Annotated in this window: 14 protein-coding genes; 5 read left to right on the top strand and 9 right to left on the bottom strand. The window is 45.0% G+C overall.

Annotation, left to right across the window (positions count from 1 at the left end; all coding sequences use genetic code 11):
* Nucleotides 1-3: 3 nt before the first annotated feature.
* The 4 genes from hutG to hutU all read right to left on the bottom strand — a co-directional run bounded on the left by hutG (nt 4) and on the right by hutU (nt 5,869).
* Nucleotides 4-1,047, bottom strand: a complete 1,044-nt coding sequence (hutG, locus tag ACMFL8_RS11270) for a formimidoylglutamase (protein ID WP_413191023.1) — start codon at nt 1,045-1,047, stop codon at nt 4-6.
* Nucleotides 1,048-1,070: 23 nt separating this feature from the next.
* On the bottom strand, nt 1,071-2,633 hold the full coding sequence (gene hutH / locus ACMFL8_RS11265) for a histidine ammonia-lyase (protein WP_413191022.1): 1,563 nt from the start codon (nt 2,631-2,633) through the stop codon (nt 1,071-1,073).
* A 120-nt stretch (nt 2,634-2,753) separates the two neighbouring features.
* Nucleotides 2,754-4,118 carry a YjiH family protein gene (locus ACMFL8_RS11260; RefSeq protein WP_413191021.1) on the bottom strand — a complete coding sequence of 455 codons (1,365 nt, stop codon included), beginning with the start codon at nt 4,116-4,118 and terminating at the stop codon, nt 2,754-2,756.
* Nucleotides 4,119-4,150: 32 nt separating this feature from the next.
* On the bottom strand, nt 4,151-5,869 hold the full coding sequence (hutU, locus tag ACMFL8_RS11255; protein ID WP_194619199.1) for a urocanate hydratase: 1,719 nt from the start codon (nt 5,867-5,869) through the stop codon (nt 4,151-4,153).
* 312 nt (nt 5,870-6,181) lie between these two features.
* On the opposite strand from hutU, the gene ACMFL8_RS11250 reads away from it, so the two are divergent.
* The 4 genes from ACMFL8_RS11250 (at nt 6,182) to ACMFL8_RS11235 (ending at nt 9,627) form a co-directional block, all read left to right on the top strand.
* The gene (locus ACMFL8_RS11250; protein WP_194619651.1) at nt 6,182-6,907 is read left to right on the top strand and encodes a UTRA domain-containing protein; all 726 of its coding nucleotides are present in this window, start codon (nt 6,182-6,184) and stop codon (nt 6,905-6,907) included.
* Between the two features lie 305 nt (nt 6,908-7,212).
* Complete coding sequence (locus ACMFL8_RS11245; protein ID WP_010201058.1) at nt 7,213-8,049, top strand: amino acid ABC transporter substrate-binding protein; 837 nt, start codon at nt 7,213-7,215, stop codon at nt 8,047-8,049.
* A 53-nt stretch (nt 8,050-8,102) separates the two neighbouring features.
* Nucleotides 8,103-8,786, top strand: coding sequence for an amino acid ABC transporter permease (locus tag ACMFL8_RS11240; RefSeq protein WP_189582413.1), 684 nt, complete (start codon nt 8,103-8,105; stop codon nt 8,784-8,786).
* 94 nt (nt 8,787-8,880) lie between these two features.
* Nucleotides 8,881-9,627, top strand: coding sequence for an amino acid ABC transporter ATP-binding protein (locus tag ACMFL8_RS11235; protein ID WP_010201060.1), 747 nt, complete (start codon nt 8,881-8,883; stop codon nt 9,625-9,627).
* Between the two features lie 192 nt (nt 9,628-9,819).
* On the opposite strand, the gene ACMFL8_RS11230 is transcribed toward ACMFL8_RS11235, so the two are convergent.
* The 5 genes from ACMFL8_RS11230 to ACMFL8_RS11210 form a co-directional block, all read right to left on the bottom strand.
* The gene (locus tag ACMFL8_RS11230) at nt 9,820-10,767 is read right to left on the bottom strand and encodes a DMT family transporter (protein WP_189579991.1); all 948 of its coding nucleotides are present in this window, start codon (nt 10,765-10,767) and stop codon (nt 9,820-9,822) included.
* A 188-nt stretch (nt 10,768-10,955) separates the two neighbouring features.
* A complete protein-coding gene (locus ACMFL8_RS11225) occupies nt 10,956-11,690 on the bottom strand; it encodes a lysozyme inhibitor LprI family protein (RefSeq protein ID WP_413191020.1) in 735 nt (244 codons plus the stop codon).
* 16 nt (nt 11,691-11,706) lie between these two features.
* Nucleotides 11,707-12,354: an anthranilate synthase component II gene (locus ACMFL8_RS11220; protein WP_194619195.1), complete on the bottom strand. Its 648-nt coding sequence runs from the start codon at nt 12,352-12,354 to the stop codon at nt 11,707-11,709.
* A 78-nt stretch (nt 12,355-12,432) separates the two neighbouring features.
* Nucleotides 12,433-13,845, bottom strand: a complete 1,413-nt coding sequence (locus tag ACMFL8_RS11215) for an anthranilate synthase component I family protein (RefSeq protein ID WP_240215320.1) — start codon at nt 13,843-13,845, stop codon at nt 12,433-12,435.
* Nucleotides 13,846-13,932: 87 nt separating this feature from the next.
* Nucleotides 13,933-14,208, bottom strand: a complete 276-nt coding sequence (locus ACMFL8_RS11210) for a Trp family transcriptional regulator (protein ID WP_210540290.1) — start codon at nt 14,206-14,208, stop codon at nt 13,933-13,935.
* A gap of 466 nt (nt 14,209-14,674) precedes the next feature.
* Here ACMFL8_RS11210 and ACMFL8_RS11205 point away from each other — a divergent pair, with 466 nt between their 5' ends.
* Nucleotides 14,675-16,756 carry a TonB-dependent receptor domain-containing protein gene (locus tag ACMFL8_RS11205; protein WP_413191019.1) on the top strand — a complete coding sequence of 694 codons (2,082 nt, stop codon included), beginning with the start codon at nt 14,675-14,677 and terminating at the stop codon, nt 16,754-16,756.
* Nucleotides 16,757-17,296: the final 540 nt, after the last annotated feature.

Genomic DNA, 17,296 nt, shown 5'->3' with positions numbered 1-17,296 from the left:
TGTTTAAGTGACAATTAAATGCTGCTCTACAATAGTGGCCAGTAAGCGAGCAGCGACTTTGCAGCTACGACTGTCAATATCAAAAGTAGGGTTAATCTCAGCAATGTCTGCCATTTTCACTTTGCCTGATGCCATGATGGTTTTGACCATACGCTCAACGAAACCAAGCTCAATGCCAAAGGCGGCAGGTGCACTCACACCTGGGACGACACTAGATGGCAAGCAGTCCATATCGATGGTCAGATACACGATATCGACCTGATCTATAAAGTTTTTGACTTGCTCAGCAAGAGTATTCCAAGGCTGATAGTGACAGTCTTCATCGCTAATAACCTGTACGCCCAATTGTTCAGCGCGATCGAAAAGCGCTGCCGTATTAGAGAACCGACTAACGCCGATACAGCAATAGTGAAAAGGCTGACCATGTGCATCAAGATGCTCGGCAATCTGGCGAAATGGTGTCCCAGAGGTCGCTACATCCGACTGACGAATATCAAGATGGGCATCAAAATTAATAATCCCGATAGTAGGTGTGACATTGGCATTTTTCGTATTTTCTAAGGCCTGCCATAATCCTAAAAAGCTACCGTAAGCAATGGCATGACCACCGCCAAGCCCGATGGGGAGTCCACCTTGTTTGACGATAGTGCTCACTGCATCGGCATATTTGATCTGAGCTTGCTCAAGGATGCTCTCGGCAAAGCCATCATTATCATCACAATGAATGTCGCCAGCATCACCCAATAAGGTTGATAATTGACCATCAAAACGTTGTTGCAAATCAGCGATGACTGGCAGCGTAGCAAAAGCTCGACGAATCAATGGTGGGGCAGCTCTAGCACCCACGCGGCCTTGATTACGTCTGACGCCTTGATCACATGCAAAGCCAATTAGCCCAATATTTTGATCCTCGTAAGGCTGAGCAAGCTGATACCAATAACGGGCGCGCGCAGTCTCAAACGGCTCTGCGCGTCCTGTCCATTGGATCATATCAGCAGGGGTATGGCTAATGCGTGTGGTAGTCGTTGCTGTTCTCGCTATTGTCATCGCCGTTCTCCGCTTATCGATCTTTATTTAGATTCGTACCAATCGCTGCGTAGTGACTGCCAATGTTCAGCAAGCGTACCGTTTAATACCAACTGCTTAGCTGCTTCAATATCAGGGGCGAGGTAGCGATCTTTATCATAGAAAGTCACTTGCTCACGTAGTTTTTGATGTGCGACTGTCAACGGCTCTGAGGTGTCTAATCCGCGATGGAAATCGATACCTTGACCAGCAGCTAATAGTTCAATACCGATGATAGTCGCAGTGTTTTGTGCCATCTCGTATAGGCGACGTGCGCAATAAGTTGCCATAGACACATGGTCTTCTTGATTGGCAGAAGTCGGGATACTATCGACGCTACCAGGATGGGCGATAGATTTGTTCTCTGAAGCCAGCGCTGCTGCGGTCACATGCGCAATCATAAAGCCTGAGTTTACCCCAGCGTTATCAACCAAGAATGGCGGTAAGCCACCTGATAGCGTCGCATCGATCAGCAAGGCGATACGGCGCTCAGACATAGAACCAATCTCGGCAATTGCCAATGCTAAAATATCAGCGGCAAAAGCGACTGGCTCAGCATGGAAGTTACCACCTGATATGGCCACTGGGCCATCTTCGTTATTAAAGATAAGTGGATTGTCCGTTACGGCATTGGATTCGATTAATAAGGTTTTACCTGCTTGGTTGATGATATCAAGACAGGCACCCATAACTTGCGGCTGACAGCGTAAGCAGTAAGGATCTTGCACTCTATCGTCTTGCTCGCCGTCATGTGAGGCACGAATAGCACTGCCTTTGATTAATTGACGGTGTGCTTTGGCGATTTCGATTTGACCATGATGGCCACGTACTTCGTGAATACGCGCATCAAACGGTGAATCGGAGCCTTTGGCAGCATCAATCGACATCGAGCCAACGATGGTCGCAGTCTCAAGTAAATCACGCGCTAAGAAATAACCCCGTAAAGCTAGCGCGGTTGATACCTGCGTACCGTTGATAAGTGCAAGGCCTTCTTTGGCTGCAAGAGTAATAGGTTCAAGTCCATGCTGGGCTAGGGCATCAGCGGCAGGCACTTTTTTACCAGCAACAAAGACATCACCTTCGCCCATCATCGCAAGTGTCATGTGTGATAACGGAGCTAGGTCACCAGAAGCGCCAACAGAACCTTTGGCTGGGATATTTGGCGTAATTTGATTGTTGATTAAGGCTAGTAAACTGTCCACCACCTCGCGGCGTACACCAGAGACACCTTGCGCCAAACTGGCGACTTTCATCACCATAATCAGTCGTACTACGCTATCTGGCAACGCTTCACCAGTGCCCACTGAGTGAGAAACGATCAGGTTGCGTTGAAGTAGCTCAAGTTGGTCGTCACTGATACGCGTCTTTGCTAACAGGCCAAAACCCGTATTAATACCATAAGCGCTTTTGTCGCGTGCAATGATGGTACGCACATCTTCGTGCGAGGCATCTATTGCCTTATAAGCACTCTCAGGTAGTGTAAATATGACAGGCTGCTCATAGATATCACGTAGCATCTTAAAGCTAAGCTGGCGAGGGTATAGGGTTAGTTGTTTGATGTCGTTCATAGGGGTAATCCTAGTGTTGTAAGCCGTATGGGTTATATTATTTTTGATTCGTATCTTTTTTAAAATGAAGTTGTTGAAAGGTTTTTAATCAACGAAATATCTATTATTGAGTTTGAATTTTTAGCCAATCCAGTTGAAGTACATCGCCAGATGTCCGAATGCCGCAGCCAATAAAATACTGAGTACCACTCGCTCGAACCAAATGATGACCATTTTGCCAACAGAGACTGGAATCTCGGTCGCAAGCACACACGGAATCATGGCTGAGAAGAACAGCACACTGCTGATGGAAATGACCCCTGCGACATAGCGTGTCAGAATATCTGCTTCACTTAGTAGTAATGCTGGCAAGAACATCTCAGCCAATCCCGCTGACATTCCTTTGGCAGCGACGAGCGGCTCTGGCAAACCGCCCAACCAGGTAAAGGGGTAAAGCAGTAAACCTAAAGCGTCAAATACTGGCGTGTACTTGGCCAATAATAAACCAGTGAGTCCAACGGCGATGATAGACGGCACGATAGCAGCGGCCATCGTTAAACCGTCACGAAAGTTAGACCATAAGATTTGTTTGAGGTCAGTGGCACGGCGCGAAGTAGACAAACCCAAATCAAATGCTGCTGCTAACCGTGTACCACCTTTATGATCTAAAGCGGGACGTTCAACGCTATCATCAAAGAGGCTGATAGGCGGAATACGAGCGGTAATCGCAGTAACAATAAAGGTAATCACTAGCGTAGACCAAAAGAACACATTCCAAAACTCCATCAATCCAAGCGTTTTGGCAACAATAACCATGAACGCCGCTGACACGGTTGAAAACCCAGTCGCAATGATAATGGCTTCACGCGCTGAGTATTGCTTTTGCAAGTACACGCGATTGGTGATGAGCAAACCAATGGAGTAGCTACCGACAAAGGAAGCAACGGCATCAATCGCTGATGAACCTGGGGTTTTCCAAATAGGTTTCATAATCGGCTGCATGAGCACACCAACCATTTCTAGTAAGCCAAAACCAACCAAGAATGCCAATATCAATGCCCCAATCGGTACAATCATACCGACTGGTAAGGCCAGTTTTTCAAACAAAAACGGCAGCATGTCCTTTTCCATCATAAAGGCAGGCGCTACGTCAGCCACATACATCACTGCCAATATAAGACCCATGATTTTAAAAGCAGTCATAACCATGTGAGTGATGTTTTTACGCCATGAGCCATCGATAAATGGCTTACTCACACCATAGAGCATAAGTAAAAACAATAGCGTCACGGAAAAAGTATGCTGCTGAGTCACCAGATAGGTCGCGCCATGATCGAACAAAATCGTGCTTTTTTCACCAATGGTAAATGGTACGAAGAACATCACCAAACCGATGGCACTGAATACGATAAGCTGTATTAATGCAATAGGGGTTGATAGCAGTTTTTTGGACGAGGTCGTTGCATTTTCATCGTTCAGACCGGATGTCGTATTTTGTTCAATCATATTATCCTCCTTGATAAAATGTGCTTGACAGGCTACTTAATCATTGGCAGGTTTAAACCATACTCTTTCGCTGTTTTAATCGCCAGCTCATAACCTGCATCGGCATGACGCATGACGCCTGAGCCGCAATCATTGACAAGCACGCGTGACAATCTTTTGGCTGCGGCGTCAGTACCATCCGCGACGATGACCATACCTGAGTGCTGCGAGTATCCCATGCCAACGCCGCCGCCATGATGTAGTGATACCCACGTCGCGCCGCCAGCCACATTCAGCATACCGTTTAATAACGCCCAATCAGATACGGCGTCTGAGCCATCTTTCATGCTTTCTGTTTCGCGGTTTGGACTGGCAACAGAACCCGTATCCAAATGATCACGACCAATGACGATAGGGCCTTTTAGCTCACCGTTTTTGACCATCTCATTAAATGCCAAACCTGCTTTGTCACGCTCACCAAGACCTAACCAGCAGATACGCGCAGGCAAGCCTTGGAATTGAATGCGCTCTTTTGCCATGTCTAACCAGCGATGGATATGTTTGTTTTCAGGGAATAGCTCTTTGATTTTTTGATCAGTCTTATAGATATCTTCTGGATCACCTGATAACGCTACCCAGCGAAATGGGCCTTTGCCTTGGCAGAACAGTGGACGAATATACGCAGGGACAAAACCTGGGAAGTTAAAGGCATCTTTGACCCCTTCATCAAAAGCGACCTGACGGATGTTATTGCCATAATCGGTCGTTGGAATGTTCATCGCTTGTAGATCTAGCATCGCCTGTACGTGTACGGCACAAGATTGAGCGGCTGCTTTAGTCAGTGCTGCGTGTTGCTCTGGATCTTCTTGGGCGGCTTTCCATTCCTCTACCGTCCAGCCGCTTGGTAGATAGCCATTGATTAAGTCATGCGCTGAGGTTTGATCTGTCACCAAGTCAGGCTTTATGCCATCAGCGTTAGCGCGCTTGACCATCTCAGGTAAGATGTCTGCGGCATTACCAAGTAGGGCGATAGAAACCGCTTCACCCGCATCAGTATGTTGTTTAATCAATTCATAAGCGTGGTCAAGGTCATCGGCTTGCTTATCGACATAACCAGTGCGCAAGCGGAAATCGATACTAGACTGCTGACACTCAATGTTCAATGAGGTTGCACCCGCGAAGGTTGCAGCTAGTGGCTGCGCGCCACCCATACCACCAAGGCCCGCAGTCAAAATCCAACGACCCGCCCAGCTACCATCATAATGCTGACGACCCGCTTCAACGAAAGTCTCATAAGTACCTTGGACGATGCCTTGCGTGCCAATATAAATCCAGCTACCGGCTGTCATTTGGCCATACATCATTAAGTCTTTGCGATCCAACTCGTTAAAGTGCTCCCATGTTGCCCAGCGCGGTACAAGGTTGGAATTGGCAATCAACACGCGCGGTGCATTTTCATGTGTTTGAAACACGCCGACGGGTTTGCCAGACTGCACCAATAATGTCTCGTCATCTTCTAATTCTTTTAATGACTCTAGGATTTGATCGTAGCTTTCCCAGTTGCGGGCTGCGCGTCCAATACCACCGTACACAACTAGACTTTTTGGGTTTTCCGCCACATCAGGATGCAAGTTGTTTTGCAGCATACGATAAGGCGCTTCGGTCAGCCAGCTTTTGCAATGTAGGGTGCTGCCAGTAGGCGCGGCGATTTCGCGGCTTTCGTCACGGCGGGTCAGCTTAGTCTCTTTGTTGGTTCCATGGTCAGTCGTCATGATCATATCCTTGTGATAGCGAATAGGGCGATACAGTAATCAAAGTATGTGTTTTATAGTCAGGCTATAAACGCAGCAAAATATCGAGTAGATAAAGCAGATTGTTTATGCTGCTGTAAAGTTGTATATACAAATTATCAAAGATACTTTTTTCATGCAAGAAGTTTTTATAAATAACTCAATTATTTTTGTGCGCATTTTGGTAGATAGGTAGGTGTCATGTGGTTTTGCTGACGTTCATGAGGGTATCTCGTGATATTATGACGCTATTCTCATTGGTGAAACTGACGGTTAAAGGCGAACATGACAAAAATGATTCCGGCGTATCAACGTATAAAAAACGCCATATTAGACAACATTCATTCTGGTAAATGGCAAGCGGGTAACGCGATTTCGACAGAAATGGCACTGGCAGCAGAGTTTGGTGTGTCGCGAATGACGGTCAACCGCGCGCTAAAAGAGCTGAGCGAAGAGCGGGTATTAGAGCGTCGGCAGGGGTCGGGAACGTTTGTCGCGCAGCAGCAGTTCAATCATACGTTTGTAGAAGTGCGTAATATTGCACAGGATTTAAAATCTGCCAATCGCGATTATCAGGCACAAGTAGTAAGTAAGCGCACGCTAACTGCCGCTATGTTGGACGATGAATTACGGCGTAAATTTGGCATTGATAAGGATGATGACCGTATTGAACACGAAGTAGCTGTTTTATACGAGGTAAAAATCATTCATTTTGCAGATGGTCAGCCCATACAGTTCGAAGAGCGCTGGGTAGATGCGAATAAAGTACCAGCGTTCATTGAGCAGGATTTTAGTGTGGTCAATACCAGTGATTATTTGATTGCCAAAAGTCCACTAGAGCGCGGCAACTATACTATTCGGGCCTTAGCGGCACTTGATGAAGTAGCAAGTGCACTACAAATTGCCCCGCAGTCACCGACGCTCGTATTGCGTCGCCAGACCTACTCGGCAGGCCAAGTCGTTACTTTTGTAAAAATGTGGCATGCTGGTGATCGCTATCAGTTTTCAGGTGAATTATAGCCAGCACCTTACGTATACTAACTGATTGTGTACGTTTTTTCTGTCTAAAGTGAGATACTATATCCATAAGCTGGTATTTAATGAGCAGAAATTACTATTTATTGAATAGTAATAAGATTTGAACAAGCGTTAAAAATTCAAAAATAAACTAGAAATAGCATTGAAAAATCGCCTAAATAACCTCAAATTGGGCAGTCAAAGCCGAATATTGCAGGACAGTTTATACTGTTCTCTTGTGCCGGCTTTCCCTATTTATTAGCTTTATGCGTTTTCACTTTATTCATTCACTCTTATAAGGACGTCTTATGAAACGTCGTACTCTTTTAGCCCTTGCCGCCAGCACTATGTTCCTTGCCGCTTGTGGTCAATCTACTACCAACGAAGCCGATACTACGGCAACTGACAGCGCTGCAACAGGCGGTTCTGATTTGCTACAGCGTATCAATAATGGCGGCACCATCAACGTCGGTACAGAGGGTACTTATCCTCCGTTCACGTATCATGATGAGAGTGGCAAACTCACGGGTTATGATGTCGAAGTGACGCGCGCAGTGGCGGAAAAACTGGGCGTAGAGGTTGAATTCAAAGAAACCCAGTGGGATGCGATGCTGGCAGGTTTGGATTCAAAACGCTTTGATATGGTGGCCAACCAAGTCAGCTTGACGACGCCTGAGCGCTTAGCTAAGTACGATAAGGCTCAAGCTTATAGCTGGTCGGGTGCGGTTGTATTGGCACCAACGGACGATAATCGTTATAGCTCGTGGGAAGGTCTAAAAGGTCTACGTACGGCGCAATCACTCAGCAGTAACTATGGTGAACTTGCAGAGCGTTACGGTGCAGAAATCGTTCCTGTTGATGGCATGGCACAAGCAATCCAGTTGGTCAAACAGGACCGTGCTGACTTTACGATGAATGATAACCTTGCAATATTAGATTATCTAAAAAAATTCCCAGACAGCGCGCTTGAGATTAAATTGGTTGCTCCTGCTAGCGAGCAGACTGGTTCAGGATTAGTCTTGATTAAAGGCGATGATGCTGTTGTAGCAAAATTAAATGAAGCAATGGCTGAGCTACAAGCTGATGGTACGTTGACCAAGCTTAGTCAAGATTTCTTCGGTGCTGATATAAGTCAACAAAAATAATGCTAGCTTCTATAACCTCATGGATAGCTGAATTGCTGGCATTGTTGCCATTCATGGATCCGGATCGGGCGCAGATTGTCATCAATTCATTTTGGCCAATGCTCAAAGGCGGTATCTATTATTCGATACCGCTCGCGTTGATCTCATTTGCGATTGGTATGGCGATTGCGCTGACAGTGGCGCTGATTCGTATCATTCCGCGCGCCAGCTGGTTCCATGAGATTGTCTACAGGCTTGCTCGTATTTATGTGTCTGCGATTCGCGGTACACCGATGCTGGTACAGTTGTTTATCATCTTTTACGGACTGCCTAGTGTTGGACTGAAGCTTGATCCGTTTCCTTCCGCGATTATTGCCTTTTCGCTGAATATTGGTGCTTATGCATCAGAGACGGTGCGTGCCTCTATTTTGTCCATCCCAAAAGGACAGTGGGAAGCAGGATCGACCGTTGGCTTGACGTATCTACAGACTTTCCGTCATGTGATTTTGCCGCAAGCACTACGAGTGTCGGTACCGCCGTTATCTAATACCTTTATCAGTTTGGTAAAAGACACGTCGCTTGCATCATTGGTGCTCGTCACTGAGCTGTTTAAACAAGCGCAGATTATCACGGCTCGTAACTATGAGTTTATGCTGGTCTACACAGAGGCAGCGGTGATTTATTGGGGTATTTGTTTATTCTTGACCTTTATCCAAGGCAAGCTTGAAACTAGGCTTGATCGTTACGTGGCGAAATAGCGCCAGATAGCGATAGGTTAGTATGACATTGCTTACTGACCTATTGCAGGATAGCTTTAGCATCATCAGCATCATCAGCACAACAGGAACCTTTATGATTCAAGTCACCAATATTCACAAGGCCTTTGGCAGTAATCAAGTGCTCAAAGGCATTGATTTGACCATCGAAAAAGGCAAAGTGGTCGTGATATTAGGACCATCTGGGTCAGGTAAAACGACTTTTTTACGTTGTCTTAATGCGCTGGAAATTCCAGATCAAGGCGTGATTGCCTTTGACGATGACAGCCTTACGGTCGATTTTGCTACTAAACCTAAGAAAAAAACCTTGCTCGCACTGCAACGTAAGTCAGGTATGGTTTTTCAGTCTTATAATTTGTTTCCACATAAGACCGCCATTGAGAATTTAATGCTTGGACCGACAGTGGTACAAGGACAAAGTAAAGCGCAAGCCCGCGAGCAGGCAGTGGTCTTGCTGGAGAAGGTTGGTCTGTCAGATAAAGCCGATTTGTATCCGTTTCAGCTATCTGGTGGTCAGCAGCAGCGTATTGGTATTGCTCGCGCGCTGGCTATCGAACCGTCATTACTGTTATTCGATGAGCCAACGTCCGCGCTTGATCCAGAGCTGGTACAAGACGTCCTTGAAACTATGAAACAACTGGCGTCTGAAGGTTGGACGATGGTCGTAGTCACGCATGAGATTAATTTTGCTCGCGATGTCGCCGATCATGTGGTTTTAATCGAAGATGGTGTTGTCGTCGAAGAAGGCAGTGCCAAGCAGTTGTTTGAGGACTCAAAGCATCCTCGTACGCAAGCATTTTTACAGCGTATTGATCAAAAGTAAGCTTGAGATAATTCAAGCTGTCTATTAGCTCTTCTTATTGTAAAGTGTTCGTCTTTAAGCGATGAAACCAAGAAACCCCAACTATGATGTCATGGTTGGGGCTTTTTTATAGAAACGGATAGAGTGTATTTTAAATGAGCAAGCAAGAAAAATTGATATCAGCAGTCCTAATATTTGAATGTTCAACAGACCCTATATCTTTTGCCGTTGTTTTAACCAACGAGGTACGCGCGTAGCAGTACCGTTTAACACCGCATTTAATAAAGCCGCGAGCAAAATAAGCGCCACGCCCAGATACTGAATCCAAGACAAGGATTGATGTAGTAACAGCACCGCAAGGGCAATCGCAGTCAACGGTTCAAAAATCGTAAAGACTGATGCGCGAGTGGCGGGCAATTTTTCTAACGCTTTCATGTATAGCCCGAAAGGCACCACGGTACCCAATAATGACAACCCTAAAACATAGCCCCAAGTCAGTAAAGGTAAAGTGAGCAGCTGCTCATAGGTATTATAGGTGTCGGGCAAGAATAGTAGTACGCCGGCACTAATGATAATGGAAGTAAAGAATACCAAAGGGGCAGGGTGAGCATCGTGCATCGCGCGCTTGCCTAATACGCCATATAAGGAGTAGCACATTCCTGCTGACAAGCCGAGTAAAATACCCCAGTTGACTTGCGCTTGCTCGCCCAGCATCGTTAAGCCGACACCAAACACTGCCATTAATGCCAGCAAGACTGATTTGCGTGTAATGGACTCACTAAGCAAGAATTTCGAAAATAATAAGCTAAAAACGGGTGCGGTATATAGCAAGGCGACAGCAGGTCCAGCACCGACGTAAATCACCGCAAAAAAATAGCATAACGACATACCAAGCACACCTATCAAAGACTGGAGCGCCAGTCCGAGCCATTGCTTGGGTCGTAGTTTGATCAGATGTGGCCACAGTTTTGGTAGCATGGCTAGAATAATAAATGCTGCCGTGACGATGCGTAATATCGTCACTTGCCAGCCGCTAAAGCCAATTTGATTAAGGTAGGTAGAAAATATACCTAACGTACCCCAGCAGACAGCTGCCGTAATGATTTGGATAGTGCCTATCCATGATTGCCGCGCTGACATGACGCTATCGGTGTTTGCCATATTATTTTCTTCTTATTATCTAAGTGACACAAGGTTTTGTAAGATTACCAGCGACTCAAGTCAAGCGCCCGAGCACATACTGAAAGTCGCGCAAATAAGAAAAGACAACCTGATGAAAGGCTGTCTTTTGTTTGTTTTTTAGTCTATCACTAAAAGAGAAGAAATGGCTACTAGGGCGTACCCTAAATTTAATCAATCCACAAAAACCACGCTTGTTCTCGGGTATCATTCTGCTGAATAAAGCACACTTTTTCAGCTTGGGTTCTTGGTTGATGTTTGACGTCGGCACCGCAGTCTTTTGAACGCTGTTTTATCCATTCTACTTGCTCTTGTCTTAAGCTGGATTCCATTTTCTTACCATATAAGCGTCTGACTTCATCTCGAATGCCGCGATAGCTATCATTCAGTTCTTGATCAGAGCTTTTATACCTATCATTAATAAGTCCGACTTGTGACGCTAACGGCAAATAAGTAGCATTTTCTTTGTAGGAGAAAGTACCGCTATCTGTCGTCCAGTTACTGGCTACGTATAGCTCATTATTTGATGGCTCTATAAATCCGTTGAAATCTTCCCCCTCAAAAGTATAACCCTGAAATCCACAAGGAGTCACGCCATCTTTGCATAAACTATGCTTGGTCTTAGCAGGATAAAGCTTAATGGCATAGGGCGATTTATCCAGTCTTTCATTGAGCAGTTTCGTTTGCAATAACCGTCCTAAATCTGGAGCGACCAATAGCATGTCATCGCAAGTCACATGCCCTTCTGCGCAGCCTTCATAGAGGTTCAAACGTTGACCTTGGATGTCCATACCTAATATAAATGTTGCTTCCAAAGGTGCTACGGCTGAGCTAAAAGAAGCGGCTATCATTAGGCCAGAGAACAATGTGATACGTCTGAGTGAGCAAGATGCAATTAAGGGCATGACAAACATAATGGATTTATACCTGCATTAAAAAATTACTCAATAGACGCTTAGCACCTTCAGTCGCAAATGACTCAGGGTGAAACTGAACACCTTGAATTGGATAATCTTTGTGCGCCAATCCCATAATCTCATCACCGGTCAATGCGGATTCATCAAAGCTCAAATCCACACGGCTGTCATTGGCGACCACAGAAGTAATCGTAAGGCAGCTTGGTATGGTATCGGCTTTTACGATTAGTGAGTGATAGCGCATGATCTCAAGCTCTTGCGGCAGGCCTTGATAGATACCTAAACCATTATGGCGAATCGATGAGACTTTACCATGCATCGGTACGCTGGCACGCACCACATCACCACCGAACACATGAGCGATACCTTGCATACCCAAGCAGACGCCTAGTAATGGCACAGTTTTACCCAGTGTCTCGATGACTTCTGCACAGATACCAAAGTACGCTGGATCATCGGGGGAGCCAGGGCCAGGTGAGATGATGATTCTATCCAGATTCATCGCTTGCACATCTGCTAGGGTGATTTCGTTATTGCGTTTAACGATGACGCTGGCTTCTTTATCACTGTCTAAGGTTTGCAAAATCTCGCCCACATATTGGTAGAGATTGAAGGTAAACGAGTCGTAGTTATCAATAATTAAAACATTCATAGGTCATAAACTCTTTTGTAAAAATATAGCTAGGTAAAATATGGTCAATGTACGAATTACGGTTGGTACAAATTACAGTTACATAAAGCTGTCTAATACGACTTTCATCGCAGACAGTTTACGCTGAATCTCTAAGTATTCATCGGCTGGGTTTGAGTCATAAACGTTGCCACCACAAGTTTGGGCATAGGCAGACTCGCCATTGATGAATAGACTGCGAATAGGAATGGCAAAGATACAATCACCATTGAAATTAAACGAGCCTAATGCGCCGCCGTAAGCACCGCGTCCGTCTGGCTCTAGCTCATTAATCACTTTGATGGCTTCTACTTTAGGCGCGCCTGACAATGTACCAGCAGGGAAGTTGCTGGCAAGGGCACTAAACATATCTTCATCAGGGTGCAAGATACCAACGATTTCAGAAGAAATATGCTGCACGTGTGAGAAGCGTTTGATATCCATCAAGCTACGGACTTTTACCGTACCAAATCGTGCCACACGGCCAATATCGTTACGATGTAAGTCGACTAGCATATTGTGCTCGGCAATTTCTTTATCATCGTTGAGCAGTGCGCGGGCAAGCTTGCGGTCTTCGATCACATCGACGCCGCGCTTGGCAGTGCCTGCAAGCGGATAGGTTTCCATTTCACCTTGGCGCAAGCGGAATAGCAGCTCAGGGGAAGCACCGATAATGCATTGCTGAGCAAATTTCATAAAATACATGTGCGGTGACGGATTGACAGCACGCAGCTTTTCATAAATGGGCATCTTGTCACCGGCAATACGATACTTAGACTTAAAGCCTACTTCACACTGAAAGATACGCCCAGCGATAATGTCTTCTTTGACCTGCATGACAACATTGGCATGTTCTTCTTGGCTCATGCCATCACCTAAGAACTCGACTTTCGGCGCTTCATAGCTAGGCGTTGGTTCATCGAGTAGGGCTTTTATTTGCTCAATACGGTTTTCTTGCTGAGCGGTCGGGTAATAAAAATAGAAAATTTCACCCGTCATTTTATCTAGGGTCAATCCATCTAAATACACGCCAAACTTAAAGGGCTCAAAATCTTCGCTGGCTTTTGCATTAAGGCTAGGCTCAAAGAAGTTCACGCAGTCATAACCCAAGTAGCCGACCAGACCGCCGCTTTGATCGCGGGCGATGACATGTTGTGGCGTGATGGTACGGAGCAGTTGATAAGGGTTATCAGTTTGATAGTGGCTGGTTTCAGCGGTTTTATTATCGGTAATGGCAAGCGTAGTGCGATCTAATGCAGCTATGGTCGTGACAGGATCAAAACCTATCGCATGATGGCGTGAGATATGGCTATCTTCGCCTAATGATTCGAGCAAATAGCAGGTATCAAAAGCGCTCTCGATGCGTTTGAATAACGCAAAGAAATCAATATCTTGCGTGAGCTTAATACGCTTTGGTTTGCTCGGAATATCAATAGGAGCAGGCTTGGTCTGTATGCGAGTAATAGAGGTCATAACAAAGTCCGAAATTCATCAAATGTGTGTCGATTAATAAGTAAGAGAGTAGCAATTAAAAAGGTGGATAGTGCTGAAATAAGTGGCTTAAGAGCGGCTTCTATGAGTGGCCAGCAACGCGCTCACATCATGGCTTTGCTTAGCCTTGGCACCGCGAGAGACAGTTGCGATACCAACGCCTAGCTGCTCAGAGATATCACGTTGCGTGATGCCGCGATCAAGCAAGTCAAAAATGCGAATACGGTTGGCGATGTCGTGCTGCTCTTTATCTGTCAGCAGTGCACTGAGCAGCTTGTCGATATCTGAGCTATCAGTACAGTTCGTCAAATGTTTCACTAAGCTCTGATAAGGATCGGTAGTCATAATAGGTAATCTTAGCCAAAGAAAATAGATAAGTCGCTCATCGAGTAATTTTTCGCTGAGAACTATCTTGTTTCAGTATTCTAGTACAGTAGTACAAAAAAAACAAGTGCTAGACCATATCGTTATTATTGATCAAGACACGCCCTAGTTGATCTTTCATCAATGCTAAATCAGCCGTGCTTATAGCCCTGCATACTCTTGTATTTGTAATTATCAAAGCATCTCATTGTATATTCGTGCTTGATCAGCATTATTCATGCGAATTTTTATATTAATTATTGCCAAATTGTTAATACTTCGTTATTATGCCTCTCAATAATTAATGCTAATCATTATCATTAACATTAATACTGTTATTCGCGTAGCGAGCTTGGATATATCAAACAAGTCGCTTAAAGGGCAGTTTTATAAAAGACCGTTTATCGACGGCTTTAAAAATTCTAATAGTAAATAAAGTGAGTGTGTTATGCGCGAAATTAAGTTATCTAGTCAGTTGACCGTATTGTCTATAGGGGTGGCAGCCGTATTGTGGTCACAAGCGGCCAGTGCAGCCACAGCAGAAGATATGCCAAATACAACGCTACAGACCATCACGGTGACGGCTAATAGCTCAGTCCGTAACAATGTACAAGAAGATTCTGTCTATATAGATGACTATACGCCAGCGGCTCAAGCAAGCCACTTGAACGACTTTTTGGATGTGGTGCCAGGAGTGAGTGTCGGCGGCACATCATCGGTCAACCAACGTATTCGTGTACGTGGGTTAGATGATACCAATCTGAAAGTAACGATTGATGGCGCCCGCCAAGAAGGTGCGCTGTTCTATCACATGGGTGATATCACTATCGATCCTGACTTACTAAAACAAGCAGAAGTTGCTGTTGGTAATAACTCGGTGACACTAGGTAATGATGCTCTTGGTGGCGCGGTTGCGTTTGAAACCGTTGATGCGGCAGACTTGCTCAAACCTAATCAAAAAATCGGTGCTAAAGTCAATTTGGGTTATGGTAGTAATAATGATGAACTATTGACTTCAGCCACCGTGTATGGCGCCCCAACAGAGAATATTGATCTGCTTGCTTACTATGGTAAGCGTGATACTAGCTCTGGTGAAGATGGTAGCGGTCGTGAGCTTTTTGAGGATAGTGAAAGCGAAAGCATCTTATTGAAGGCGGGTGCTAATATTACTGATGACCACCGCATTGGCGCTAGCTTTAGCCGTACTGAAAAAGACGGTATCTTTCCATTTCGCCCAGACTTTCCTAGTCTGTCTGATGAGCCAATACCGCAGAAAATAAGCCGAGATACCTATACACTTGATCATACTTATAATCCTGTAAACCAGCTGGTAGATGTTGATACCAACATCTACCACACAGAGACGCAAATATTGCGTGACTCTGATAATGTGGGCAACTTTGATTTTGATGCTCAAGTACAAACCACAGGCGGCAAAATTCAGAATACCAGTGTTATTGATAGTAATATCATTGAGGGTATCAAAGGCACTCATAAGCTGATTGCAGGTGTTGAGCACTATAAGAAAGAATCAGAAATGGTTCGTGACGGCACTGCGGCAGGCAGTGATGAGGCAACCAATACTTCTGTATATTTAGAAGACCAATGGCAAATGGGTAAACTGTCCTTAACGCCAGGTGTGCGCTATGATCGCTACGAATCTCCAGAGTTTGTCTCTGGTGGCAAAACGTATGACAACGTCGTCGGTGCACTGGCTGCCAGTTATGAGATAGCCCCACGCACCCAAGTATTTGCGAGCTATACGCAGCTATTTAACGGTCCAGACTTAAGCCAAACTGTTTTTAATGATGGCGGAGCAGGGACTTATGCTAATAACGATCTAAAAGCGGAAGAAGGTTCTAACGCTGAGGTTGGTATTGCGACGACATTGCGTGGTTTAACGATCGCTGATGATGCTCTGCAATTGAGTGGTAAGTACTTCGTCACTGACATTGAAAACTATCAGCAGTTCATCAGAACAGGTGATCGCGCGGGTCGATATGGTCTCAACTGCGACACTGGTGCGCGCGGTTCATCGGGCAACTTACAAGATTGCCAAGGTACAATAAACAGCGACGAAGACTATGAAATCAAAGGGGTCGAACTGGCAGCCAATTATACGACTCGCAACTTTGGTATGGGTCTAAGCTATTCACGAGCACGTAGTGAAGGTGATGAAACAGGTGACAGTATTCCTTCGGTAAGTGGCGGCACGGCTGACTCGGGCGATCGCTACATGGTGAACTTAAATTATGCACCAACTGACATCGTTGATCTAGGTTGGCGCAGTACTTATGTGGCATCGGTTACAGATAATAATCAAGATACCAAACCCAACTACGATGTTCACGATATCTTTATGACCTATACGCCAACTCAGATCGAAGGTGTTCAAGCGACGCTAGGTGTGTATAACATTTTTGATGAAACGTATGCTAGCCACTCATCTCGACTAAGTGCGACCAGTGATGCTTCTACTGATTTTGACATGGGACGTAATATCAAAACGTCTTTAACCTACCAGTTCTAATTTTACGATGATAAGTCTTATAGCAAAAAGCCAGCTGTCTGAATAGAGAGCTGGCTTTTTATTGTAGATAGAGGTTTAAAAGTAGTATAGAGCACGATTCAACTTCATAAATGCTTTAGACAAGACTGGAATAGGATTAGAGCCCAACGGTATATTTTTCGCTATTGGAAGCTCGATAGAAGCAAAGATGAATATAAAGTGACTAAACGTCAAGATGCAGAATCTGATTTGTAGCGTTTATAACTGGGCAAGCTATCACTGAGGGTTTGTATGTAATGAGAAAGCTTGTATGCACTGAGAAATTTTGGATGTACTGAGGTTATACAGACGGCATCGTGAGGTATCTCTATCGTCACGTTGAGCACGGGTTTTGCATTCATTACAGACGATTAAGCGACGTGTTCAAAAATAAATGAGAATAATTATCATTAATGTTTGCATTATTATTTCTATTCCGTTAAAGTGTGTTTCGTTCATTGCAGAATAGTTAAGGGTTCTTTGCCTTATCTATTTTAGAGAACTTCTTGTGATCCATATTTT

The sequence above is a fragment of the Psychrobacter sp. AT9 genome (genome assembly GCF_047272965.1).
GTDB lineage: Bacteria > Pseudomonadota > Gammaproteobacteria > Pseudomonadales > Moraxellaceae > Psychrobacter > Psychrobacter glaciei.
Note: the sequence above shows the minus strand (reverse complement) of the source record. Positions and strands in the feature narration are given on the sequence as shown.

Excerpts from the sequence above, each read along its gene's own strand:
- ACMFL8_RS11240 (WP_189582413.1), top strand. The coding sequence starts at position 8,103 with ATGGATCCGGATCGGGCGCAGATTGTCATCAATTCATTTTGGCCAATG.
- ACMFL8_RS11260 (WP_413191021.1), bottom strand. The coding sequence starts at position 4,118 with ATGATTGAACAAAATACGACATCCGGTCTGAACGATGAAAATGCAACG.
- ACMFL8_RS11245 (WP_010201058.1), top strand. The coding sequence starts at position 7,213 with ATGAAACGTCGTACTCTTTTAGCCCTTGCCGCCAGCACTATGTTCCTT.
- ACMFL8_RS11210 (WP_210540290.1), bottom strand. The coding sequence starts at position 14,208 with ATGACTACCGATCCTTATCAGAGCTTAGTGAAACATTTGACGAACTGT.
- ACMFL8_RS11230 (WP_189579991.1), bottom strand. The coding sequence starts at position 10,767 with ATGGCAAACACCGATAGCGTCATGTCAGCGCGGCAATCATGGATAGGC.
- hutU (WP_194619199.1), bottom strand. The coding sequence starts at position 5,869 with ATGACGACTGACCATGGAACCAACAAAGAGACTAAGCTGACCCGCCGT.
- ACMFL8_RS11220 (WP_194619195.1), bottom strand. The coding sequence starts at position 12,354 with ATGAATGTTTTAATTATTGATAACTACGACTCGTTTACCTTCAATCTC.
- ACMFL8_RS11205 (WP_413191019.1), top strand. The coding sequence starts at position 14,675 with ATGCGCGAAATTAAGTTATCTAGTCAGTTGACCGTATTGTCTATAGGG.
- ACMFL8_RS11225 (WP_413191020.1), bottom strand. The coding sequence starts at position 11,690 with ATGCCCTTAATTGCATCTTGCTCACTCAGACGTATCACATTGTTCTCT.
- hutG (WP_413191023.1), bottom strand. The coding sequence starts at position 1,047 with ATGACAATAGCGAGAACAGCAACGACTACCACACGCATTAGCCATACC.
- ACMFL8_RS11215 (WP_240215320.1), bottom strand. The coding sequence starts at position 13,845 with ATGACCTCTATTACTCGCATACAGACCAAGCCTGCTCCTATTGATATT.
- ACMFL8_RS11235 (WP_010201060.1), top strand. The coding sequence starts at position 8,881 with ATGATTCAAGTCACCAATATTCACAAGGCCTTTGGCAGTAATCAAGTG.
- hutH (WP_413191022.1), bottom strand. The coding sequence starts at position 2,633 with ATGAACGACATCAAACAACTAACCCTATACCCTCGCCAGCTTAGCTTT.
- ACMFL8_RS11250 (WP_194619651.1), top strand. The coding sequence starts at position 6,182 with ATGATTCCGGCGTATCAACGTATAAAAAACGCCATATTAGACAACATT.